Below are 21798 nucleotides of genomic sequence, written 5' to 3' on the forward strand. Positions count from 1 at the left end.
TCGATGTGGTTGAGGATTAGTTCGTGGTTAAACATGGGGATAGTCTGTTGGGTATTAGCTGGTCAAGGATGGCGATCATACCTCAGAAGCCGCGCCACGCCTCGCTCATATGAGGGGATGGTTAAGGTTCGTACCTCGTCAATCGGTTAACCGCAGCACAATGGAGGCTATATCCCGTGCGGTAGCCGTGTGATTTAGTGAGTAATGAAATAGGACTGGATACCAGTAAACACCATTGCTTGATAGTTAAGCAGGGTTTATAACATCAAGATTGAGTGTGTTATACGACATGACAATCTCAGTGAGATCTTCCTCTATATATAAAGTACCTAGGGACACAAGAATAAAAAATCATTTTCTTTGTCAATCCCTCATTCATTAACACAGTCAATTCAACATTCGATACCCAGGGAAGAAAATGAAAGGAAAAATTACTCAATGGAATGATGGCAAGGGCTTTGGATTTATTACGCCAGAGGATGGTTCAGAAAAAATATTCTTCCATATCTCTGCTGTGAACCCCAAAGACAGAAGGCCACAGATTAATGACGAGGTGTTGTTTGAGACTGAGACCGATAGTCAGCGACGGGTGAGAGCGACAGAAGTTTACTATGAAGGTTGGACTCTTCGTCCTATCAAACAACCTTCCAAACAAAGCTCTCGTTCTAAGAGAGGGTCAAGTGATCAAAAAATCATTCTTGAACCGGTCAGAAAAACACCTCTGGATTATGTTTTTTTAATCTTGGCTATAGTTTTGATAACTTTATCTGGTTTTAAATATCTTAAAGAAAAAGACCTTGCGATATCACTTCCAACTGCATTGTTTGCAATGATATTACTTGCTCTCTTCAGTCGTCCCAAAAAACCTTCAAACAAATTCTTTACCTGTTCTCGTTGTCGTTGCAATGCCCTGTTTGACAATCGCACCATTCGCGCTTGGAATACGGGAACAATGAAACTCTATTGCTCAACTTGCCATGCTGAATGGTTGAGCAACCAAGAAACAACAAATAATTATTTCCACTCATCATCAGGCCGGGATAGCGGCTGCCTTGGTGTTCTAGCAATGATGATCGTTATTCCAGTAGGGTTAGTGTCTATCGCATCTTGGCTGAGTTGAACATTACTTAATCAGAACTTGTCGTGAAGCAGTTAATGGCCAGATAAACTCCCGACTCTTGCACCTACTTCTTTATCTCACCACTTGATCAACCAGATGAGGATACTGTGATAGGGAATGCTGTCTCCACCCCATTTCGCAGGTGCGGCTGTATTCCATGGCTGCAAGCACGGCAGCATGGAACTCAGATGTCATTAACTCCTTATCTTCTGCTTGTGCCAAAAAGTGAAGGTCAAGATGAGTGCTCTGGCATGGCGACTACAACACTCTTTCGCTCTCGGCCTTGATGGCGCCCAGTATCCGGCGCCGGATCAGGCCGCTGACGGGGCGGATCAGATACCAGTAAGGTGCGAACTTGAGGCGACAGGCCAGATCCGGGCAGAACACCCTTGTCTGGGTGGTCAACCGGGTGGTGCCGTTTGGCTGGCGGCTGGCCGAAAACCCCAGAGCCAGCTTGGCGACGCCTGGCACCGCAAAGTCCAGATAAGCCTGGCTGTCCGCCATGGTCACCAGACCAAAGTCCGGCCGCCAGAACCGGCCGACAAGGCCGTAGAGCAGCGTGTTGTCGTCCTGGCTGTCGAGCTGCACGAATCTGTGCAGGCCAAAGGGAGGAGGGCTGGCGCTCTGTTGGCGGCCAAGAAGATGCCCAAGGCGCATCGGCACTTCCCGCAAGCCGATCAGGTGGCGAAAGGCCGGATCCGTTTCCGGTCGATAGTTGGCCGCCGCCTGGATGACGGTGTGCGGGTCGGCGGCAATGTCGCGAGCGTGCTCTTCACAGAAGTGATAGGCAGGCAGATAGTGGTTCAGCGGCGTCATCCATTCTTCCTTGCCATCGTTCGTATCAGCATCGGCCCCTTTCATAGCACGTAGCTCCAGACAAGTCCCGCTTTCAAACCACCTTGTTCACCCCATTGAAAACGGCAGGATATTTATCCTGCCGTTTTTTTCCCTATCTCGCCGCCTGATCCACCAGATAGAGGATGCTGTGATAGGGAATACCGGCGTGCTGGCTGAGCCCCATTTCGCAGGTACGGCTGTTGCTAAAACCCTGACGGCAATCGACGGGCACTTGGGCAGGCAGGCTGGCAAGCGCCGCGGCGTTAAGCTCAGGGGTCATCAGCCCCTTGTCGCCGGCAAAGCCGCAGCACTGGATATGCTCAGGGACTATCACCTCGCGGGCGCAGGCGCGGGCCACCGCCAGCATCTTATCGCCGAGCCCCATGCGCCGGCTGCTGCAAGTGATATGGAGCATGACGGTCTCATCGATGGGGACCAGCTCAAGGTGGGGCAGCAGGTGTTCCAGCACAAAGGCGGAGGGTTCGAACACCCGAAGGCCCTTGCCAAGCGCCCCCGAGAACAGCCGCTGCACGCAGGGGCTGGTGTCGAGCAGCACGGGCCAGCGGCCGGCTTCGCTTGCCTGCCACAGGGCCTCGGCCAGCTCAGTACGCTTGGCCTCTGCGACCTCACTCATCCCCTTGCTGTCATAGGGCATGCCGCAGCAGAGCCCCTCAACCTCCGTCGGCACTATGACCCGGCAGCCTGCCTTCTTGAGCAGGGATAACACCACGTCCGGCAGTGACGGGGCCTCCTCCTGCTGGCCGAATACCCGGCTGGCGCACGACGGCAGATAGACCACAGCGCGCTCGCGGGATCCGCCATGGCTCCCCTCCCCTTGCGGCCAGTGGTAGCGGCTCGGCCCCGGCAGAGTGGGCAGCCAGGCGGGGGTGCGCTGGCCGCTGAGCTTGCGCACCCCGTTCACCAATCCTGCCAGCGCTTTCTCCCCCAACACCTTGCCAGCAATCCCTTTGAGGCCGAGAGCCCCGCGCGCCGTGCGGGTGACCCCGGCGAAGTGATCGGCGCTCCAGCGGGCGATGGGCACGAAGCGGCTGTACTTGTCAGTGCGCAGCTTCTTGATGAGCGCACCGGTGTTGATGCCCACCGGGCAGCGATCGGCGCACAGCCCCGTCGCGGCGCAGGTCTCAATCCCCTGATAGTCAAACAGCCGGGCCAGCTCGTGGGAGGGCTCATTGGCACGATTGCGGCGGGCCAGTTCGCGGTAAAGCACGATGCGCTGGCGCGGTGAGAGCGACAGGGTGCGCGAGGGGCAGACTGCCTCGCAAAAGCCGCACTCGATGCACGGGTCGACGATGGCATCGCTCGCCGGCATGGGTTTGAGGTGGGCCAGATGTGCCTTGGGGTCGTCGTTGATGATGACGCCGGGATTGAGCAAGCTATCGGGGTCAAGCAGCGCCTTGATGCGGCGCATCAGCGCCATCCCCTCCGGCCCCCATTCCAGCTCCACATAGGGGGCCATGTTGCGGCCGGTGCCGTGCTCGGCTTTCAGCGACCCGCCAAAGCGCACGGCGACGAGTTCGGCCACCGCATCCATAAAGGCGCCATAGCGGGCCACCTGCGCCGGATCATCGAACCCCTGGGTAAAGACGAAGTGCAGGTTCCCCTCCAGCGCGTGGCCGAAGATGATGGCTTCACCGTATTCAAAGCGATCGAACAGGGCTTGCAGCCCCGCCACCCCTTCGGCCAGACGCTCGATGGGAAAGGCGACATCCTCGATGATGACGGTGGTGCCGGTGGTGCGCACCGCCCCCACCGCCGGGAAGAGCCCCTTACGAATGGCCCAGAGCCCGGCGCTGTCGGTGGTAAAGGGCACAGAGGCGACCTGAGCGAATTCGGCGGCCATGGCCGTCACCTGCTCGCAGCGATCGACCAGCTCTTCCTTCGACTCCCCATGCACCTCGACAAGCAAGGCGCAGGCGGTTAAATCCAGCGCCTTGATAAAGTCCGGCAGGCCGGGCTTGCCCGCCACCGAGCGAAGGGAGCGCCCATCCATCAGCTCCACCGCCGCCACCGGGGCACTTTTCAGGCGCGAGGTGGCCAGACAGGCCTGCTCGGCGTCCCGAAACACCAGCAGGGCCGAGGCCTTGTGGGGGTATTCGGGCACGGTATCGAGCACCACCTCGGCGATAAAGCCGAGGGTTCCCTCCGAGCCAATCATCAGATGGGTGAGGATATCGATGGGATCTGCATGGTCGAGCAGGGCATTGATGGCGTAGCCGGTGGTGTTCTTGAGCCGGTACTTGTGGCGAATGTTGGCGGCAAGCTCGGTATTGGCCAGCACCTCGGCGCGCAGGGCGGCGAGCCCGGCCAGCAGCTCTGGGCGCTTGGCCGCAAAGGCGGCGCGGCTGTGGGGATCGCCGCTATCCAGCACGGTGCCATCGGCCAGCAGCAAGGTCATGGCGTGCAAGGTGTGATAGCTGTTGTGGGCGGTGCCGCAGCACATGCCGCTCGCGTTATTGGCGGCGATGCCGCCGAGCTTGCAGGCGTTGATGGAGGCCGGATCCGGCCCAATCTTGCGTCCCAGAGGCGCCAGATAGCGGTTGGCATCGGCGCCGATCACTCCGGGTTGCAGGGCAATGCGGGCCCCCTCGTCCAAAATGCGGTGGCCGCGCCAACTGTCGGTCAAGGTGATGAGCACCGAATCGCTCAGGGCCTGACCCGAGAGGCTGGTGCCGGCGGCGCGAAAGGTGCACGGCAGGTGCAATTCGCGGCACACCCCGAGCACGAAACGCACTTCATCGAGGGAGTCGAGGCGCACGATGCGCTCGGGCACCAAGCGGTAGAAGCTCGCGTCCGTGCCGTGGGCGAGCCGAAGATCCGGGTCGCTCACCAGCCGCTCCGGCGGGATGCGCGAGAGCACGGCGGCGTCAAATTGGCTCCAGCTCATTAGCAACCCTCCACCAGCACCACCAACAGGCGGCTCGGGCCGTGGGCGCCGTAGGCCAGGGTCTGCTGGATGTCGGCGGTCTTGGAAGGGCCGGAGACCAGCAGCAGATTGGTGGGCATGGCCTGCTGCCAGCGCCCGGCGTCCACCAGCCCCGCCAGGTTGTCGGCGATGGTGGAGGCCGCCAGCAGGGCGATATGGCAGGGGGGCACCAGGGAGAGGGTGCGCGGCTCGCCGCCATCGGGCAGCAACACCAGGGTGCCGGTATCGGCGATGGCCCCCGCGCAGTGGGTGATGCCGGCCTGCATCTGATCAAACAGCGCCTCCTTCCAACTGGCGAACTCTCCCGCCGGAGTCAACACAGAGCGCCCGGCGCAGGCGGCCGCGACCGCCTCCTGCCAGCGGCCCCCCTGACCGCAGGCCAACGTCTGAATCTGTTCCCCATCCAGCCAGGCAGCCAGATCTCGGGCCAGGGTTGCCTCCGTGACGGTGAGGGTCTCGGCGTGGCTGGCGCTGATCATGCCAAGAAAGCGCTCACGCCGCGCGCCGTCGTCTGCCCCGCGCCAGGGCTGCCAGCCATGGGGAGCGTGAGATATGGGGGTGGCGGCGCCGCGCAGGCGGCTTAATATGGCCTCTTTGCTGGTCATCTCAGGACTCCTTCTTCTTCTGGCGCAGCAGGGCGTGCAGGCTCTGGGGGGCGGGTTGGGGGGCCTCGCGGCACTGGGTCCAGGGGCCCAGATGTTTGGGCATCAAGCCTCGCAGGCGACCGGCCACATTGGTTGCGGCGTGATAGAGGCGTGGGTGGGTGGCCGCGAAGGCAAAGCCTTGCATGGCGAGGGTTTCGAGCCGGCTCTTGGCCGCCCCCTGCCCCGCCAGCGGCTCGTGGCCGGGCTGTGCGTCATGCTTGGCCTCCCGGCGCAGGCGCTGCAACATATCGGGAATGGGGATGCGCACCGGGCACACCTCGCCGCAGGCGCCGCACAGGCTCGATGCGGTCACCAAGTCCTGGGTGCTTTCCAGACCCAATAGATGGGGGGAGATGATTTTGCCGATGGGGCCCGGATAGATGGTGCCGTAGGCGTGGCCACCGATGCGGGTGTAGACAGGGCAGTGGTTCATGCAGGCGCCGCAGCGGATGCACTGCAAGGTCTTTCGCAGCTCCTCGTCCCGATAAGCCTGACTGCGGCCGTTGTCGAGCAGCACCAGATGCACCTCGTCCGGGCCATCCAGCTCCCCTGCCCGGCGCGGGCCGCTGATGACGTTGAAATAAGTCGTGATGGCCTGGCCGGTGGCCGAGCGGGTCAGGGCGCTGTAGAGGGGCGGCACGTCGGATAAAAACTCCACCACCTTCTCGATGCCGGTGATGGCCACGTGCACTTTCGGCACCGTCGTACACATGCGCCCGTTGCCCTCGTTCTCGACGAGACACAGGCTGCCGGTCTCGGCTACCGCGAAGTTCACGCCCGACAGCCCCATGCCGGCGCGGCGAAACTCTTCGCGAAGGGCCCGCCGCCCGGTCTGGATCAGGGCGTCCACGTCCGTGGTGGGGGTGAAACCTTCCAGGTTATGGGCGAAGGTGTCGCTCACCTCCTGCTTGTTCTTGTGGATGGCGGGCATGATGATGTGGGACGGGGTGTCGCCATCGAGCTGGACGATGAACTCCCCCATGTCGCTCTCAAGGCAGCGGATGCCGTAGCGCGCCATCTCGTGGTTGAACCCCACCTCCTCGCTCACCATGGACTTGCCCTTGACGATAGAGCTCACCCCGTGCTGCTGGGCGATGCGAAGGATAATGGCATTGGCCTCATCGGGGGTCTGGGCCCAGTGCACCTTGATGCCGTTGCGCTCGCAGTTGGCTTCGAGCTGCTCCAAAAGATCGGGCAGGCGCGACAAGCAGCGCTGGCGAATGCGCTCGGCGGCATCGCGCACCGCGTCCTCTTCAGCCGGATCGGCAAAGGCATCGCGGCGCTTGGCGCGCAGGTAATCCATGGCGCCGCGAAAATTCTGGCGCAGCACGGGGTCAGCCAGGGCCACCTCGGCCTGGGGATGGAAGCGGCGCGGCGAATACTTGGCGTGCTCACTCATGATGGGCCCCCTGTTTTTGCGCTGGTAAGCCCTGAGCCACCGGCTCGCTGTGGGCGAGCAGGAAGCTCGCCAGGTGCATGGCGGGCAGTGTCTTGCCCTGATAGGCCAGGGAGCCCTTGATGTTCAAGAGGCACCCCCAGTCGGCGCTCACCAAGGTGTCAGCGCCGGTCGCCAGCAGGTGGCGGGTCTTGTCTTCGACCATGGCCTGGCTGATGTGGGGATGGCGCACCGAGAAGGTGCCGCCAAAGCCGCAGCACTCGCTCTCGTAGGCCTGCTCGTGCAAGGTGACGCCATCGAGTTGCCCCAGCAGGGCGCGGGCCGTGGTATGTACCTGCATCTCGCGCCGGGCCGAGCAAGAGGTGTGCATGACGATGCTCGCCTCCCCCACCGCGCGCCAGCGTACCCGGCAGATCTGGGCCAGAAACTCGGTCAGCTCGAACACCCGCTCGCAAAACGCCGCCACCTCGGGGTTGCCCGGAAAGAGGCGGCCATAGTGATGGTGCATCATGCCGCCGCAGGAGCCCGAGAGCACCACCACGGGCCAGGGCTCGGGAAAGAGCGCCATCTGGCTTTGCGCCACCTGGCGCGCCTCCTCCTCATGGCCCGAGGTGTAGGCCGGCTGCCCGCAGCAGGTCTGTTTCTCGACAAAGTGCACCCTTATCCCTTCCCGCTCGATCAGGGCGATGGCATCGAGCCCCGCCACCGGGTCGAACAGGTCCACCAGACAGGTGGCGTAGAGATAGACATCGGCCGGCTTGGCCGGATAGACCCGCATTACCTTCATCACTTGCTCTCCTTACTTCAATTGCAGCAGTGCGTCCGAGATGTGGAAGCTATAGATGATCGCCAGCCCGATGAGGCCGGTGGCCAGCAGGTAGTAGAGGGTGGGCAGCGCCGTCTTGCGCAGCGTCGCCCCCTCGCGGCCGAGCAGACCCACGGTGGCCGAGGCCGCCACCACGTTGTGGATGGCGATCATGTTGCCGGCGGCCGCGCCCACCGCCTGAAGCGCCAGCATGGCGGCGGTGGAGACCCCCAGGGTCTGCGCCACCTCGAACTGGAACTGGCTAAACATCATGTTCGACACCGTGTTGGAGCCGGCGATAAAGGCCCCCAGGGCGCCGATAGTGGCGCTCAGCGCCGGGAAGAACTCCCCGACCAGCCCGGCGGCGAAATTGGCGGTGGTCACCGGCATGCTGGCGAGATCCGCCCCGTTGACGCCGGAGTTGATGAAGATGCGCACCATGGGCACGGTGAAAATCAGCACGAAACCGGCGCCGATCAGGGTGCGGCCGGACTCGCCCATGGCCTTGCCAAAGGGGGCGAGGGAGCGAGACTGGATCAGGGTCGCCAGCAGGGCGCACAGCACCAAGAGGCCCCCCGGCAGATAGAGCGGTTCAATGGAAGCGCTCACCCCCTTCTCTCCCAGCAGATCGGCAAACGGCAGGCTGACCGACAGGAGGCTCGCCTTGAACTCCGGGCTCACCCGGCTCGCCACCAGCAAGAGGGCCAGCGCCACATAGGGCAGCCAGGCCAGCATGAGCGACATGGGGCGGCCAGCGGCCTCCTTGAGATCCAGCTTGATGGAGCCGAGCCACTCGGCCGGCCACTCTTTCTCGGGGGCGAAATCCCACTGAGTCTTGGGCACCAAAAAGCCGTGGTGCGCCGCGGTCACCACCAGGGCCAGCCCCACCAGACCGCCGATGAGGGACGGGAACTCGGGGCCGAGCAGCATGCCGGTCAGGGCATAAGGCACGGTGAAGGCGAGCCCGGCAAAAATTGCGAACGGCAATATGGCGAGCCCCTCGGTCCAGCTGCGGTGGCGGCCGAAGAAGCGGGTCAGCATCATCACCATGAGCACCGGCATCAGGGTGCCGACGGTGGCGTGAATGAGGGCCACGTTGGTGGTGATCTGCTGCAGATAGATGTCCCAGCTGCTGCCGCCTGCGCTTAACGTCTGGCCAATGGCCTGGCTGTCGAGCCCCTTGTTGATGCCAACGAGGATGGGGGTGCCCACCGCGCCGAACGATACCGGGGTGGACTGGATCATCATGCCGAGCAGCACGGCGGCGAGCGCCGGGAAGCCGATGGCCACCAGCAAGGGGGCGGCGATGGCGGCCGGGGTACCAAAACCAGAGGCCCCTTCGATAAAGGCGCCAAAGCACCAGGCGATGATGATGGCCTGGATGCGCCGATCCGGTGAGATGTTGGTAAAGCCGCTGCGAATAGCGGTGATGGCACCGGTGTGCTTGAGGGTGTTGAGCATCAGGATGGCGCCGAACACTATCCAGAGCACGGTCACCGTGATCACCAATCCTTGCAGGGTGGAGGCGAAGACCCGGGTCGGGCTCATCTGCCAGCCCCACAGGGCGATAAAGACGGTCAACAGAAAGGCGATGGGCATGGCGCGCTTGGCGGGCCAGTTGAGGCCGACCAGCAGCACGGCGGCCACCAGGATCGGCGAGAAGGCCACCAGGGCCAGCAGGGTGTCTGTCATCATAACGTCCTTGTCCAGAGGGGGCACCGCGGGGGCACCTTGTTGTTGTTTTGTTAAGCGAACGTGACCTTACCCTGTTCCTTTTTCGCGATATATGGAAATAATGAACAACATTCATTCCAAAAGTTGATCAATATGGCCAGCACCGACGACCTCATCCTCTTCGCCCAGGTGGTGGAGGCAGGCTCCTTCAGCAAGGTGGCGGAACAAAATTCCCTGACAAATTCAGTGGTTAGCAAACGGATCGGGCGTCTTGAGGAAGAACTCGGGGTGCAGCTGCTCTATCGCACCACCCGTCGCCTCACCCTGAGCGAGGCGGGCAAGGCCCTCTATCAGGGTGCCAAAAATGTGAAGGCCGCCGCACTGGACGCCTTCGATGCGGTGGCGGGGTTTGGCGAAAAGGTGAGCGGCCACGTGCGCATGTCGGTGCCCACCATCTCGGGGGAACTGTTGCTGGCCGATGCGGTGGCCGATTTTTGCCAGCAGCACCCCGGGCTCACGGTGGAGATGTCGCTGGACAACCGCTTCGTCAATCTGGTGGAAGAGGGGTTCGATCTGGTCATTCGCACCGGCTATCTGGATGATTCCAGCCTGATTGCCCGCCACATCCTCGACTCCCAGTGGGTCATCTGCGCCGCTCCCGGCTACGTGCGCCGCTTCGGGGCGCCGCGCGAGCCCAGGGATCTGCAAGGCCACAACTGCCTGCGCTACGCCTACCAGAGCACGGGGGCGTCCGAGTGGGCCTTCAAGGGGGAACAGGGGGATTATCTGTTGTCGGTGTCGGGCAGCTTCTCAACCGACAACGCCGGGGCCCTGCGCAAGGCGGCGCTCGGGGGGCGCGGCATCGTCTATGTGCCGCGCTGTCTGGTCTATCACGATCTGATGAACGGCGAACTGGTGGACTTGTTTCCCGAGCGAGTGGGCAAGAAACTCGGCATCTACGCCGTCTACCCCTTCACCCGCCAGCCACCGCGCAAGATAAGGCTGCTCATCGAGCATATCCGCCAGCGTTATCTGGAGATTGGCCACTACTTCGTCTGAGGGGCCCGAACACGGGCTGGGGGCTCGCCGCTATCGGCCCGGCAGGGTCGCCTGGCGGGAGAGAAACGCCAACGATTGGCGATTGAAGCGCTCCGGTTGCTCCACGTTGCAGACGTGGCCGCACTTTTCGATGATCTCGAGCCGGCTGTAAGGATCCCGGGCCACCTGCTCGCGCACCGGGGCGAGGAACATGTGATCCTCCTCCCCCATCACGTAGAGGGTGGGAATGGGCAGGGCGCGCTCCTTGAAATAGCGCATAAGAGGGTTCACCTCGGTGGCGAGACGAAACCAGCGCTTGAACTCCTTCTGGCACAGCTTGCGGGCCTCGCGCACGAAGAGGTTGCGGGACTCCTGATGGTGCTGGCGCGGCATGATGATGAAGGCGAACAGGCGGTAGAGCCACATGTAGGGCAGGACGTGCTGACCGATCCGCCCCAGCTGCACCAGCACCCGGGAGCGGATGTCGAGGCGCAGGATGGCGCCGCCCAGCACCATGCTCCTGACCCGCTCGGGGCAGAGCTCCGCCAGGTGGCGGATGAGGATGGTGCCAAGGGAGATGCCGACAAAGTGGGCCTGGGGGATGCGCAGGTGATCGAGCAGCTGCAGGATGTCCTCGGTCACGGCGCGAAAGCTGTAGTGGCCCTTGACCACCTGCTGCAACTGGTTGGACTGGCCGTGACCGCGCAGGTCCAGCAGCAGCACGTTGAAGTGCTCCCGGTAGGCCCGCAGCTGCTTGAACCAGATGGAGGAGCTGCCGCCGGCGCCGTGCACGAACACCACCCAATCCCGATCGGGGCCCAGCTCAAAGGTCTTGTGGTACAACATCTCATGGGCTCCCGCTGTGATGGGGGGTATACTCGGCGCGCATATTAACAGATGGCTCACCCGGATGAATATGCTTGCTCGCATGATCGGATCCGCCTGGAGGCTTGCATGACCCTGACACAGTTACGTGAATTTCTGCTCAGCCTGCCGGGCGCCGCCGAGGATACGCCCTTTGGCCCCGAATACCTGGTCTATCGCATCGCCGGCAAGATGTTCGCCCTGCTGAGCTGGCAGGAAGCGCCGATGCGCCTCAACCTCAAGTGCGAGCCCGAACTGGCCCTGCTGCTGCGGGAGATCCACCCCGAGGTCACCCCCGGCTATCACATGAACAAACAGCACTGGAACACCGTGATCTTAAGCGAGAGCCTGCCGGACGATCTCTGGCAGGGCTGGATAGTCCACTCCTATGAGCGGGTGGTGGCCGGCCTGCCCAAGGCCAGGCGACCCCAGGCGGTCAAGCCATGAGGGCGCACCCGCCCCTGGCCCCCCGCTGCGTGCCCCTGACCGCAGCGCACATCCCCCGCCTGGCCGAGTTGTTCGAGCGGGCGGTGCGCCAGCTCGGCCCCGCGCACTACAGCCAGGAACAGGTGGAACAATGGGCCCGGGGAGCCCATCACCCCGGCTTCGCCGATCAGTTGCAGACCCATTACGGCTGGGTGCTGGCCCAGGGGGATGCGCTGCTGGGCTTCATCACCCTGAGCCCGAGTGGCCATCTGGGGCTGCTCTATGTCGCCCCCGAGTGGGGCAGGCAGGGGCTCGCCAGCCTGCTGATCCGCCGCCTCATCGCCGAGGCCCGCGCCCTGGGCCTGACCTGGATCGATACCGAGGCGAGCCTGCTGAGCTATCCCCTGTTTCTGCGTCACGGTTTCGTCCTGGACGGCCTGGAGCAGGTGAGCCGGGGCGGCGTCGGCTTCACCCGCCATCGCCTGCACCTCTCCCTTGACGACGGCCCTTGCCAAGCTGACGACAACCACTAGAATACGCCCTGATTTTTTCGATGAGGTAGCACCCCATGGTGGTTGAGAGTGACGGCTATATAGCGCTGATTGAGTATTTGGTTGAACGGCTCAGCCTGTTCGAAGGCCATCAATCCGGCCAGGGCGAGCTGACCATAGAGGATCTGGTGAGCAGCCGGGTCGCCAACAGCCTGATGACCCTGTGCGAGCAGAACCCCCAGCTCGATGCCAAGTTGCGCTTCGTGATGATGCAGGAGGCCGACGCCGTGGTCGCCGATCTGGAGGAGGTGCTCTCCGCCGTCTGGCTCCAGGCCCCGACCGAGCAGCAACACGCCTTCCTGAACGAATTCATCGACCTCATCAAGAACCTGTTCGACAGCGCCATCAACTGATCCTCCCCGCTCGGCTTGTCCCTGCCAGCGGCGCCCTCATGGGCGCAACCCGGGCGACGCCACCGGTCGGCGAGCTGAAATGAGAAGGGCCGCCCCTTGAGGGCGGCCCCGCTTGCTATCATGGTTGGGAGGCTCATCATGTGTCTGGCATCGCGGCCATCCTTGGCTGCTAACTAGTTAGTCCACGCCTTCCCGGCCAAGTTCCGCTTTGTTGCCCATTTATTTCAACTTATTTTGCTGCCAGTACCAAGCGGCGCCAACTAGCGCGCCAGGCTGGGGGGCAGGCAGACGCCTATGCCACCGAGACCGCAATACCCTTCCGGATTTTTATGCAGATACTGCTGATGGTAATCCTCGGCGTAGTAGAAGGGGGCCAGCGGCCTGATCTCCGTGGTGATGGTGCGCGGGTCGCCGCTGGCGGCCATGGCGCTCTGGTAGGCGACCAGGCTCGCCTGGGCCAGGGCCTGCTGCTCCTCGTCGCCACAGAAGATGACGGAGCGGTACTGGGTGCCCAGATCCCCACCCTGGCGCATGCCCTGGGCCGGATCATGGTGCTCCCAGAACAGGCGCAGCAGCTCGGCGTAGGAGATGACCTTGGGGTCGAACACCAGCTGCACCGTCTCGGCATGGCCGGTCTGGCCGCTGCACACCTCCTGGTAGCTGGGGTTTGGGGTATGACCCCCCTGATAACCGGCCGCACTCGAATAGATGCCGGCCTGCTGCCAGAACAGGCGCTCCACCCCCCAGAAACAGCCCATGCCAAACCAGGCCAGCGCCATCCCCTCGGGCCAGGGCCCCTGGGTCGGGTGGCCGTTGACAGCGTGCAGCTGACCAATGACCATGGGCTCATCGCGCCCGGGAAGGGCCTGTTCGGCACTCAATATCGCTTCCATTGACTCATCCTTAACTAGCGGGTCCAGCCCGTGACATCGGCAAGAAGGGTGAAGATAAGGAGTTTGTCCCGCCGGATCAACCGCCCTGCTCTCTCCCGGTGGCGAGTCATGACCTCGTCATCTCGGACCATCAGACTCCCGGGGCGAGGCCGTGACGGCAACAAATCGCGCAAAATCAATATTTAGTCTTGATTTGTGAATTTATTTTCATATATTGAGCCCATTGCTGTTTTTTTATGGATGAATCTCGAGTGCGTGAACGTGAACCCAGCCTGGTCCATGCCTTTCGGCAGTCCACCCCCTATGTCAACGTGCACAGGGGGGCCACCTTCGTGCTGATGATGGGAGGGGAGTCCATCGCCCATCCCAACTTTGCCAATATCGTCAGTGACATCGCCCTGCTTCAGACGCTTGGGATCCGATTGGTGCTAGTGTTTGGCGCCCGCCCCCAGAACGACGAGGCCCTGGCCCGCGCCGGCATCGAGGCCCATTACCACAAACGAGTCCGGGTCACCGACGACCCCAGCTTCGCCCTCATCAAGCAGGTGAGCGGCGGCCTGCAATTCGACATCACCGCCAAGCTCTCCATGGGGCTGGCCAACACCCCCATGCAGGGGGCGCGCATCAGCGTGGTGAGCGGCAACTTCGTCACCGCCCAGCCCCTGGGAATCGACGATGGGGTCGACTACTGCCACAGCGGCCGGGTCCGTCGCATCGACGTGGAGGGGATAGTGCGTCAGCTCGATCAGCAGAACCTGGTGCTCATCTCCCCCATCGGCTGCTCCGTCACCGGGGAGAGCTTCAATCTCACCTCGGAAGAGGTGGCCAGACGCATCGCCGTGGATCTCAAGGCCGACAAGCTGATCTGCTTCAGTTCCAGCCAAGGGGTGCTGGACAGACAGGGCCATGCCATCTCCGAGCTCTTCCCCGAGCAGGCGGAAGAACGGCTGGTGGAGCTGGAGCAGGCGGGGGAAGAGATGTCCGGCACCGCCCGTTACCTGCGGGCGGCCATCGCCTCCTGCCGCGGCGGCGTGCCCCGCTCCCACCTGGTGAGTTACCAGGATGACGGCGCCATGCTGCAGGAGCTGTTCAGCCGCGAGGGGCTGGGTACCCAGATAGTGCGAGAGAGCGCCGAACGGGCCCGCGCCGCCACCATAGAAGACATCGGCGGCATCCTGGATCTCATCCGCCCCCTGGAGGAGGAAGGGATCCTGGTGCGCCGCTCCCGGGAGCAGCTGGAGATGGAGATCGACAAGTTCACCATCATAGAGCGCGACGGCCTCATCATCGGTTGCGCGGCCCTCTACTGCTTCATGGAGGAGGCGATGGCCGAGATGGCCTGCGTCGCCATTCACCCCGAGTACCGCAACTCCAACCGGGGCGATCAGCTGGTGGCCAAGGTGGCGGAGCGGGCCAAGCGGCTCGGCATCCGCCAGCTGTTCGTGCTCACCACCCGCTCCATCCACTGGTTCAGGGAGCGGGGGTTCGAGCCCCTGGAGGTCGAGGCCCTGCCGGTGGCGCGCCAGCGGCTCTACAACTGGCAGCGTCGCTCCAAGGTTTTGTCAAAGCCCATTTTTTAAGCTGTTGATTTTGTGTTGTCTTCGGCGGGAAATTGAACTTTTTTCGAAACTCGATTGACAGTGCAATCCAACGCGGGTTATTTCTAACTGCACTCCACCCCCAGCGGGTGGAGCCAGAAGAGGAGCGTTGCCCAGGTAGGTCGGAGCAGGACACCAGAGTCCCATGATGCCGATTGAGGGGGAGCAGCGCCGAGACGCAGGAGGAGCCTGGTATCCTCATCGTCGGCCGCGGGGGCTGAATCCCCCGGGTTGTCATCGGTCGTGTCCATCCACTACCCGGTCCAGATCCTGGCCGGGTACTGGATGGGCTCTGCAGGTGGAGCGCTTCTGGCCGGGATCCTTCGCCATTCCTGCCATTTTCTGCCCTCCCCTGTCTCTTTGCCCCATGGATCCGGATATTTGATATAGACAGGAGTATGCAATGAGCCCTTTCAACGTCGCCAAGTTTGGCGGAACCAGCGTCGCCAATGCCGCCGCCATGAACAACTGCGCCAACATAGTGCTGGCCAACCCGGCAACCCGGCTGGTGGTGCTGAGCGCAAGCTCCGGGGTCACCAATCTGCTGGTGGCCCTGGCCCAGGGCGAACTCGATGAAGGGGAGCGCGAGGCGCAGCTCGGCAAATTGGCCGAGATCCAGCAGGGTATACTGCAAGACCTCGGCCAGCCGGCCGACACCGCCGCCATCATCCATGGCCTGCTGGAGGAGGTGCGCAAGATGGCGCTCCAGGCCACCCAGCAGACCGATGCGGAGCTGGCGGATCGCCTGATCGCCTGCGGCGAGCTGATGTCGACCCGGCTCTTTACCGAGCTTCTGTGCCAGCGGGGCGTCAAGGCCCAATGGCAGGATGCGCGCCAGCTGCTGCGCACCGACAGCCGCTTTGGCAAGGCCAGCGTGGATCTCGCCGCCAGCCGCGCCCTCTGCCAGCAGGCCCTGGGCCCCCTGCTCGGTGACACCCTCCTCATCACCCAGGGCTTCATCGGCGCCGATGGCGATGGCCGCACCACCACCCTGGGGCGCGGCGGCTCCGACTACAGCGCCGCCCTCTTTGCCGAGGCCCTGGACGCCACCGCCATCGAGATCTGGACCGACGTCCCCGGCATCTACACCACGGATCCCCGCCTGGTCACCCGCGCCCGCCCCATCCCGGAGATCAGCTTCGTGGAGGCGGCAGAGATGGCCACGTTCGGCGCCAAAGTGCTGCACCCGGCCACCCTGCAACCCGCGGTGCGCCAGGACATCCCCGTGTTTGTCGGCTCCAGCAAGGATCCGGCGGCGGGGGGCACCTGGATCCGCGCCACCACCCAGAGCAGCCCGCTGTTTCGCGCCGTGGCCCTGCGCCGCCGGCAGGTGCTGGTGACCCTGCACAGCCTCAACATGTTCCACGCCTACGGCTTTTTGGCCGAGGTGTTCGGCATCCTAGCCCGCCACCGCATCTCGGTGGATCTCATCACCACCTCGGAGGTGAGCGTGTCCCTGACCCTGGATCACACCGGCAGCCAGAGCAACGGCGAACCCGCCCTCGGCGACAAGGTGCTGGCGGAGCTGGGCCAGCTGTGCAAGGTGAAGGTGGAGACGGATCTGGCGCTGGTGGCTCTCATCGGCAACCGGATGAGCGAGGCCGCCGGGGTGGGCAGCCGGGTGTTCGACGCCATGCGCGAGCACAACATCCGCATGATCTGTTACGGCGCCAGCGCCCACAACCTCTGCTTCCTGGTGCAAGAGCACGAGGCAGGCGAGATAGTCAATCGTCTGCACCAGGAGCTGCTCGACTGAGCCGTCGCCGGCCACGGCAACAAAGAGGGCGCCCCGGGCGCCCTCTGTCGTTTTTTGCTCCCGGGATCAGGCCGGGGTCGGGCTCAGCTGCCACTCCCTGGCCTGCTCGCGCCAGCGGGCCAGCTCCTCGAGCAGCTGGGACTGGCTCAGCCCCCCCAGCTGCGCGCCCTCGGCCAGCTCCTCATAGAGATGGCGCAGGGCATGTTCCAGCCAGTCGAGCCGCTTGAGGGTGAGCGGGGTGCAGCTCTTGCCGCCGAGATCGTCTTGCACATCCAGCCGATGGCTGCGATACATGTCCTTGAGCCAGTTTGCCGCCAGCGCCTCCTCGCCGCTCAGGGCGGTGCGCCACTCGCCGGCGAGCCCTTCCAGCCTCGCCAGCACGGGGTCACAGGCCCCCTCCCGGCTCAGCCGCGCCAGCTCCTGCTCGGCCCAGGCCAGGGTGAGGCGTCGCCAGCAGGCAAACTGCGCCAGCGGATTGACCTCGTCGAGCCAGAGCCCGGACAGGGTTCGGGTCTCGAGACGCTCCACCACATGAAACTCAGGGTCGCACAGGCCGTTGGAGTTGAACTCGAAGCGGGGATCGAAGGGCCAGGTGTAACCGAAATCGAACAGGCTGATCTGCTGGCCGTCGTCGAGCAGGTTGCCCGGGCTCGGATCCCAGTCAAACCAGCCCCAGCGCGCCAGCTCGGCCTCGGCCGCCAGCATCTGGGCCAGATTGCGCTCGCAGAGCGTGCGCACCGGCTCGCCCCGCAGCCAGGGGGAGAGCAGGATCCCGGCCCGGGCCGAGCCGAAGCTGGTGCAGACCACGTTGGGCAGCAGGGTGGGATGCAGCTCGCGCAGGGCCTCTATCTCCCGCCGGCGTTCGAGCTCGGTGAGAAAGGCGGTCTGGCCATCGGGATTGGCGACCCGGGAGACGGCGCGCCTGCGCTTGAGGCACCAGTGATGGCCCTCGACCTTGAGGTGAAACACCTGGGCGCTGAGGCCGCCATCATGGAGCGCGATCACCGCGGGGTGGCTCTCCCCCAGGCTCTGCAACTGGGCGAGGGAGAGGGGACAGTCGCGCTCGCGGCCAACCCGTATCTCGTCGTTGCGCTGCAACATCTGTAGTAGTCTCGCCTGGCGTCCGGCAACTTTAGGATTCATTACAGTCTCCCTCATTCGTTATTGAGAGAGTAAACAGCGCTCCCGCTCCCTTGCCAGTGCCATCCTCTCATGATGCCGCTTTCATCACAGAAACAGCGGTCGGGACCGGATCCCCGTCACACAAGTGTCCGCATCCATTCATTTTTCTGTCATTAAATTGACAAGCAAGGGCAAGCCCAGCACCATCGGTCAACATTGAAGCAAGCAAGATGATGCTCAAAGGACGAGCCCTTATGCCCCTCTCCCGCCCAGGCCAACGGCCACGGGTTCCCCCGCTGCCAGCCTTGATGCTGGCGCTGCTGTCTGCCCTGCTGCTGTTCACCCTGCTGCTGCCGACCTTAAGCCCGGCCAACCTGCTGAGTCCGGCCAGACCCATGGTGCTGGGGCCCGCCGACAACCCGGTCGCCACCCTGGTGCGTCACTCCCTGCTCTACAAGAGTGACAACCGCGGCCTCTATCTGGTGGTGCACAGCCAGTGGCAGCTGAGGCAGCCGCTGCAACCGGCGGACAGGGTGCGGGTGGAGCTGCTGGGGGAGCAGGGAACGGCCATCGCCACCCAGAGCCAGCGGGCCGACAAGCGCCAACGCTGCGATCCCACGAGGTGCAGCCTCGACCTCAACAGCACCCTCAGGGCACCGGACGACGCCCTCTCCAACCACTATCAGCTGCGCATCGGTTTGCAGCTGGCAGACAGGGATGACAGCGGCGGGCTGCGCCGCATACTGCAACCCCTGCCGGAGCAGGGGTTCAACCTCAGCTATCTGCTGGCGAGCCTGGGGCTGGTGCTGCTCATCTGCGCCGCCGCCCTGCGCATCTGCCTGCCGCTCCTGCGCAGGGGGCTCGCCTGGCGGCTGATGGGCTGCCTGCTGATAGGCAACCTCACCTTCGTGCTGCTGCACGGTTTCGTGGTGTTTCGGGTCGGCGAGTTCCTGCTCTGGACCGGCTTTCGCCCCGAGCGCTACTACCTGGCCTGGGGCAGCATGGTGCTCGGCTGGGGACTGTGCGCCCTGGCCGGTTTCAACCTCTACATGGGGCTGGTGTTCACCCTGCTCTGCGCCCTGGGGCTGCTCGCCAACTTCATGAAAATTGCCATCTACGGGGTGCCGCTCGGGGGAGACGATCTGGGCAACCTGCTGGCCCTGGCCCGCATCCTGACCGAGCAGCATCCCCTGCTGCCCTGGGTATTCGGCCTCGCCCTCCTCTTCCTGTGCTGGTACTTCGCCCTGTCGCGCTGGGTGCTGCGCACCCTGGCCGCCACCGTCGCCTTCTTCGCCCTGTGCGTGTTCGCCACCCAGGCCGGCAACCTGCTGCTGGGGGTCAACATCCGCTACATGGACAGGGCGGTCAACTACCACAGGGACATCATCCGCGCCGGTCCCGGCCTCTATCTGTTCAACCTGGTGGACGAGATGCTGCAAAGCGGCAACATCTTTCGCCACCCCTTGCACAGCAAGGCCCCCAGCCTGAGCCAGGCCCGGCCGCAGACCCCGCCCCCGGCTCAACCTCGCTGGGACAGGGTAATAGTGCTGCAGTACGAGTCCCTCTGGCTCGACTGGCGGGCCAGGATCTGCGCCCCCGCCCCCACCCTGAACCTGCCCGCCACCGTGGCCCGCTGGCACAAGACCATCCACTCCCCCACCACGGGGGGCATGACGGTGCTGCCGGAGTTCGAGATGAACACCGGGCTGCCGGTGGGGCTGCTCAAGCAGGGCATAGTGCCCTACTACTATCTGCGCGACCAGGTGCCCGGGCTGGCCCAGACCGCCAGGGCCAGCGGCTATCGCACCCTGTTCGCCCACCCCTATACCGAGAAGTTCTGGGGGCGGGAGAAGGCCATTGCGGCATTGGGGTATGAGGAGCGCTGGTTCAGTGACCACTTCACCAGCCTGGAGTACAAGGGACTCTATGTGTCGGACCATGCCCTGATCGATCACCTGCTCAGGCGCAGCAATCAGGATGACCAGCCGCTGTTCGCCTACGGGGTCACCATGCAGGGTCATGGCCCCTTCGATGGCGTGCGTTATCAGGCCCAGCAGCTCGACAAGGCCTGCCCGGATCTCGCGCCGGCCGAGCGCCAGCTGCTCAACACCTATTACACCGGGGTGGTGGATGCCATGGCTTCCCTGGAGCGGCTGCTCAAGGCCCTGGATGCCAGCGGCAAACGCTATCTGGTGGTGGCCTTTGGCGATCACCAGCCCTACCTGATGCCGGCGGGCAAGGGGATCCATGGGGACAGGCCGCCCCGGGATGCCAGCTATCAGATCCCCATGATGGCCTTTACCCGCAATGACGGCAGCCTGGATCTCGCGCGCCAGTTTGGTGCCGTGCGCCAGCTCTACCAGATGGGCCAGGCGACCCGCGCCCTGCTGGCCGGGGATCTCACCCCCCTGAAGGATGGCCCCCTGCTCCACCCCGTCCTCGGCCAGGAGAAGGGATTCGACGTCTCGCCCCTGGTGCCGCAGATCCGCGAAAGCTTTCGCCCCGAGACCCTGCCCTGAGCCGGCGCGGGGCGATGACAACGAGGCCGCAGCTGCGGCCTCGTTGTCTGTGGCAAGGTTCCCCTAGCGCCACCAGGGTTCGCACAGGCTCAGGCGCTGGGCATCCAGGTCCAGCTCGGCCTCGATGCCGAGCGGCACCGTCAACATGGGGTGGGTATGGGCGCAGTCGAACTGCGCCAGGATAGGGAAGCCGGGCTCCCCCACCACTTCCAGCAGGATATCGAGGGGCGCCTTGCCGCTGCCCTGGCTGTCAAACCCCTCGTGCTTGCCGAGGACGAGGGCGCCGATGCGGTCGAACACCCCGCACAGCTTGAGGTGGGCAAAGCCCCGCTCCACCGTCTCGGCCTGTTTGAGGCTGTCTTCCAGCAGCAGAATGTCGCCCCGCTCGATGGCCGGCATATAGGGAGACCCCCAGATCCCTGACATCGTATTGAGATTGCCGCCCATCAGCCGCCCCCGCACCCGGCCCGTCCCCACCGAGACGAGCCGGTTGGGCTGGCACTGCTTGGCGCGGCTCTGCTGCTCCCACGCCAGTCGCTCCTCGCTCCAGTACGCCGGGGTCGGCAAGCCATGGGGCAAGGGGGAGGCGCCGTCAGCACAGATCGCCAGAAACGCCGCCAGTGTCTCATCCACCAGGGGGGAGAACTCGCCAAAGGAGGCCACCAGGGCAGGCCCGTAGAAGGTCACCAGACCGGTTCTGGCATGGATGCCGAGCAGCAGGGCCGTCATGTCCGAGTAGCCGACGACTATCTTGGGATCCCGCTGCAATGCCTCGTAATCGACATAAGGCAGCAGGGAGTTGGCGTTGCTGCCACCGATCACCGACATGATGCAACGGACTTGCGGATCCCGGATGAGGGCGTTGAGCTCGGCGGTCCGCGCCGCTATGGTGCCGGAGCGCCAGTGATCCTGCGCCCCCGTCAGGCAGCCTGCCTTTAGCCTGAACCCCTGCCCTTCCAGAAACGTCCTGGCACGCTCGAACCGCCTGGGCGCCCAGGCGGTGGCCGCACTGGCGGGGGAGAAAAAACCGATGGTGTCGCCGGGTTTGAGCCCGGCGGGTTTGAGAAGATCCATGGCTGACAGTCGTTCCTGATCGTCTGGGCGCCGGGCACCTCATGACCCGACATCGGGTTCCATCCTAATCCAGATATTTTCTGCCCGACAAGAGATAGTGGCCCCATGGCAGACCTGCTCGGGCGTGGGCGAGGATCCCTTTCCCCGGCGTGAGGCAGGGAGGCCCCCAGAGACTCGCCACCAT

Annotated in this window: 18 protein-coding genes and 1 riboswitch; of the genes, 8 read left to right on the plus strand and 10 right to left on the minus strand. The window is 63.8% G+C overall.

Annotated elements, in window-relative coordinates; translation table 11 throughout:
- Positions 1–418: 418 nt before the first annotated feature.
- Positions 419–1120, plus strand: coding sequence for a cold shock domain-containing protein (locus ACLHZ1_RS17675; RefSeq protein WP_427263122.1), 702 nt, complete (start codon positions 419–421; stop codon positions 1118–1120).
- Between the two features lie 258 nt (positions 1121–1378).
- Here the strand turns inward: ACLHZ1_RS17675 and ACLHZ1_RS17680 are convergent, their stop codons facing one another.
- The 6 genes from ACLHZ1_RS17680 to ACLHZ1_RS17705 all read right to left on the minus strand — a co-directional run bounded on the left by ACLHZ1_RS17680 (position 1379) and on the right by ACLHZ1_RS17705 (position 9438).
- Complete coding sequence (locus tag ACLHZ1_RS17680) at positions 1379–1936, minus strand: hypothetical protein (protein WP_427263123.1); 558 nt, start codon at positions 1934–1936, stop codon at positions 1379–1381.
- Positions 1937–2069: 133 nt separating this feature from the next.
- Positions 2070–4862: an FAD-binding and (Fe-S)-binding domain-containing protein gene (locus ACLHZ1_RS17685; protein ID WP_427263124.1), complete on the minus strand. Its 2793-nt coding sequence runs from the start codon at positions 4860–4862 to the stop codon at positions 2070–2072.
- Positions 4862–5506: a LutC/YkgG family protein gene (locus ACLHZ1_RS17690; RefSeq protein WP_427263125.1), complete on the minus strand. Its 645-nt coding sequence runs from the start codon at positions 5504–5506 to the stop codon at positions 4862–4864. The genes ACLHZ1_RS17685 and ACLHZ1_RS17690 overlap by 1 nt, the downstream gene beginning before the upstream one ends.
- Position 5507: 1 nt before the next feature.
- A complete protein-coding gene (locus ACLHZ1_RS17695; RefSeq protein ID WP_427263126.1) occupies positions 5508–6944 on the minus strand; it encodes a LutB/LldF family L-lactate oxidation iron-sulfur protein in 1437 nt (478 codons plus the stop codon).
- The gene (locus tag ACLHZ1_RS17700; protein WP_427263156.1) at positions 6937–7728 is read right to left on the minus strand and encodes a (Fe-S)-binding protein; all 792 of its coding nucleotides are present in this window, start codon (positions 7726–7728) and stop codon (positions 6937–6939) included. Before ACLHZ1_RS17700 ends, ACLHZ1_RS17695 begins: the two co-directional genes overlap by 8 nt.
- A gap of 12 nt (positions 7729–7740) precedes the next feature.
- On the minus strand, positions 7741–9438 hold the full coding sequence (locus ACLHZ1_RS17705) for an L-lactate permease (RefSeq protein WP_427263127.1): 1698 nt from the start codon (positions 9436–9438) through the stop codon (positions 7741–7743).
- 63 nt (positions 9439–9501) lie between these two features.
- Here ACLHZ1_RS17705 and ACLHZ1_RS17710 point away from each other — a divergent pair, with 63 nt between their 5' ends.
- Entirely contained in the window at positions 9502–10479 is a 978-nt protein-coding gene (locus ACLHZ1_RS17710; RefSeq protein WP_427263128.1) for a LysR family transcriptional regulator, read from the plus strand.
- Between the two features lie 30 nt (positions 10480–10509).
- Here ACLHZ1_RS17710 and ACLHZ1_RS17715 read toward each other — a convergent pair whose 3' ends face one another.
- The gene (locus ACLHZ1_RS17715) at positions 10510–11304 is read right to left on the minus strand and encodes an alpha/beta fold hydrolase (RefSeq protein WP_427263129.1); all 795 of its coding nucleotides are present in this window, start codon (positions 11302–11304) and stop codon (positions 10510–10512) included.
- A 108-nt stretch (positions 11305–11412) separates the two neighbouring features.
- Here ACLHZ1_RS17715 and ACLHZ1_RS17720 point away from each other — a divergent pair, with 108 nt between their 5' ends.
- Genes ACLHZ1_RS17720 through ACLHZ1_RS17730 form a run of 3 tightly spaced genes read left to right on the plus strand, consistent with a single transcriptional unit; the run spans position 11413 to position 12652 of the window.
- Positions 11413–11769 carry an MmcQ/YjbR family DNA-binding protein gene (locus tag ACLHZ1_RS17720; RefSeq protein WP_427263130.1) on the plus strand — a complete coding sequence of 119 codons (357 nt, stop codon included), beginning with the start codon at positions 11413–11415 and terminating at the stop codon, positions 11767–11769.
- Positions 11766–12281, plus strand: coding sequence for a GNAT family N-acetyltransferase (locus ACLHZ1_RS17725; RefSeq protein WP_408796767.1), 516 nt, complete (start codon positions 11766–11768; stop codon positions 12279–12281). The genes ACLHZ1_RS17720 and ACLHZ1_RS17725 overlap by 4 nt, the downstream gene beginning before the upstream one ends.
- Positions 12282–12316: 35 nt before the next feature.
- A complete protein-coding gene (locus ACLHZ1_RS17730; protein ID WP_408796768.1) occupies positions 12317–12652 on the plus strand; it encodes a DUF3802 family protein in 336 nt (111 codons plus the stop codon).
- A 260-nt stretch (positions 12653–12912) separates the two neighbouring features.
- Here ACLHZ1_RS17730 and msrA read toward each other — a convergent pair whose 3' ends face one another.
- Complete coding sequence (gene msrA / locus ACLHZ1_RS17735) at positions 12913–13545, minus strand: peptide-methionine (S)-S-oxide reductase MsrA (protein ID WP_427263131.1); 633 nt, start codon at positions 13543–13545, stop codon at positions 12913–12915.
- Between the two features lie 251 nt (positions 13546–13796).
- On the opposite strand from msrA, the gene argA reads away from it, so the two are divergent.
- Both argA and lysC read left to right on the plus strand, forming a co-directional pair.
- Positions 13797–15125 carry an amino-acid N-acetyltransferase gene (gene argA, locus ACLHZ1_RS17740; protein WP_427263132.1) on the plus strand — a complete coding sequence of 443 codons (1329 nt, stop codon included), beginning with the start codon at positions 13797–13799 and terminating at the stop codon, positions 15123–15125.
- Between the two features lie 109 nt (positions 15126–15234).
- Positions 15235–15460: riboswitch (Lysine riboswitch) on the plus strand.
- An 86-nt stretch (positions 15461–15546) separates the two neighbouring features.
- Positions 15547–16899: a lysine-sensitive aspartokinase 3 gene (lysC, locus tag ACLHZ1_RS17745; protein WP_427263133.1), complete on the plus strand. Its 1353-nt coding sequence runs from the start codon at positions 15547–15549 to the stop codon at positions 16897–16899.
- Positions 16900–16965: 66 nt separating this feature from the next.
- Here the strand turns inward: lysC and ACLHZ1_RS17750 are convergent, their stop codons facing one another.
- On the minus strand, positions 16966–18042 hold the full coding sequence (locus tag ACLHZ1_RS17750) for a hypothetical protein (protein ID WP_427263134.1): 1077 nt from the start codon (positions 18040–18042) through the stop codon (positions 16966–16968).
- A gap of 233 nt (positions 18043–18275) precedes the next feature.
- Between ACLHZ1_RS17750 and ACLHZ1_RS17755 the strand changes: the two genes are divergently transcribed.
- A complete protein-coding gene (locus ACLHZ1_RS17755) occupies positions 18276–20540 on the plus strand; it encodes an LTA synthase family protein (RefSeq protein WP_427263135.1) in 2265 nt (754 codons plus the stop codon).
- A 63-nt stretch (positions 20541–20603) separates the two neighbouring features.
- Here the strand turns inward: ACLHZ1_RS17755 and ACLHZ1_RS17760 are convergent, their stop codons facing one another.
- Positions 20604–21614: a S66 family peptidase gene (locus ACLHZ1_RS17760; RefSeq protein ID WP_427263136.1), complete on the minus strand. Its 1011-nt coding sequence runs from the start codon at positions 21612–21614 to the stop codon at positions 20604–20606.
- Between the last annotated feature and the right edge of the window lie 184 nt (positions 21615–21798).

It is taken from the genome of Aeromonas sobria, from assembly GCF_050266975.1.
GTDB lineage: Bacteria > Pseudomonadota > Gammaproteobacteria > Enterobacterales > Aeromonadaceae > Aeromonas > Aeromonas sobria_B.

What these genes read in the sequence shown, in the direction of transcription:
- ACLHZ1_RS17725 (WP_408796767.1), top strand. Translation starts at nt 11,766, where the DNA reads ATGAGGGCGCACCCGCCCCTGGCCCCCCGCTGCGTGCCCCTGACCGCA.
- ACLHZ1_RS17760 (WP_427263136.1), bottom strand. Translation starts at nt 21,614, where the DNA reads ATGGATCTTCTCAAACCCGCCGGGCTCAAACCCGGCGACACCATCGGT.
- ACLHZ1_RS17700 (WP_427263156.1), bottom strand. Translation starts at nt 7,728, where the DNA reads ATGAAGGTAATGCGGGTCTATCCGGCCAAGCCGGCCGATGTCTATCTC.
- ACLHZ1_RS17730 (WP_408796768.1), top strand. Translation starts at nt 12,317, where the DNA reads ATGGTGGTTGAGAGTGACGGCTATATAGCGCTGATTGAGTATTTGGTT.
- lysC (WP_427263133.1), top strand. Translation starts at nt 15,547, where the DNA reads ATGAGCCCTTTCAACGTCGCCAAGTTTGGCGGAACCAGCGTCGCCAAT.
- ACLHZ1_RS17720 (WP_427263130.1), top strand. Translation starts at nt 11,413, where the DNA reads ATGACCCTGACACAGTTACGTGAATTTCTGCTCAGCCTGCCGGGCGCC.
- ACLHZ1_RS17755 (WP_427263135.1), top strand. Translation starts at nt 18,276, where the DNA reads ATGCCCCTCTCCCGCCCAGGCCAACGGCCACGGGTTCCCCCGCTGCCA.
- msrA (WP_427263131.1), bottom strand. Translation starts at nt 13,545, where the DNA reads ATGGAAGCGATATTGAGTGCCGAACAGGCCCTTCCCGGGCGCGATGAG.
- ACLHZ1_RS17715 (WP_427263129.1), bottom strand. Translation starts at nt 11,304, where the DNA reads ATGTTGTACCACAAGACCTTTGAGCTGGGCCCCGATCGGGATTGGGTG.
- ACLHZ1_RS17690 (WP_427263125.1), bottom strand. Translation starts at nt 5,506, where the DNA reads ATGACCAGCAAAGAGGCCATATTAAGCCGCCTGCGCGGCGCCGCCACC.
- ACLHZ1_RS17705 (WP_427263127.1), bottom strand. Translation starts at nt 9,438, where the DNA reads ATGACAGACACCCTGCTGGCCCTGGTGGCCTTCTCGCCGATCCTGGTG.
- ACLHZ1_RS17675 (WP_427263122.1), top strand. Translation starts at nt 419, where the DNA reads ATGAAAGGAAAAATTACTCAATGGAATGATGGCAAGGGCTTTGGATTT.
- ACLHZ1_RS17685 (WP_427263124.1), bottom strand. Translation starts at nt 4,862, where the DNA reads ATGAGCTGGAGCCAATTTGACGCCGCCGTGCTCTCGCGCATCCCGCCG.
- ACLHZ1_RS17750 (WP_427263134.1), bottom strand. Translation starts at nt 18,042, where the DNA reads ATGAATCCTAAAGTTGCCGGACGCCAGGCGAGACTACTACAGATGTTG.
- ACLHZ1_RS17680 (WP_427263123.1), bottom strand. Translation starts at nt 1,936, where the DNA reads ATGACGCCGCTGAACCACTATCTGCCTGCCTATCACTTCTGTGAAGAG.
- ACLHZ1_RS17695 (WP_427263126.1), bottom strand. Translation starts at nt 6,944, where the DNA reads ATGAGTGAGCACGCCAAGTATTCGCCGCGCCGCTTCCATCCCCAGGCC.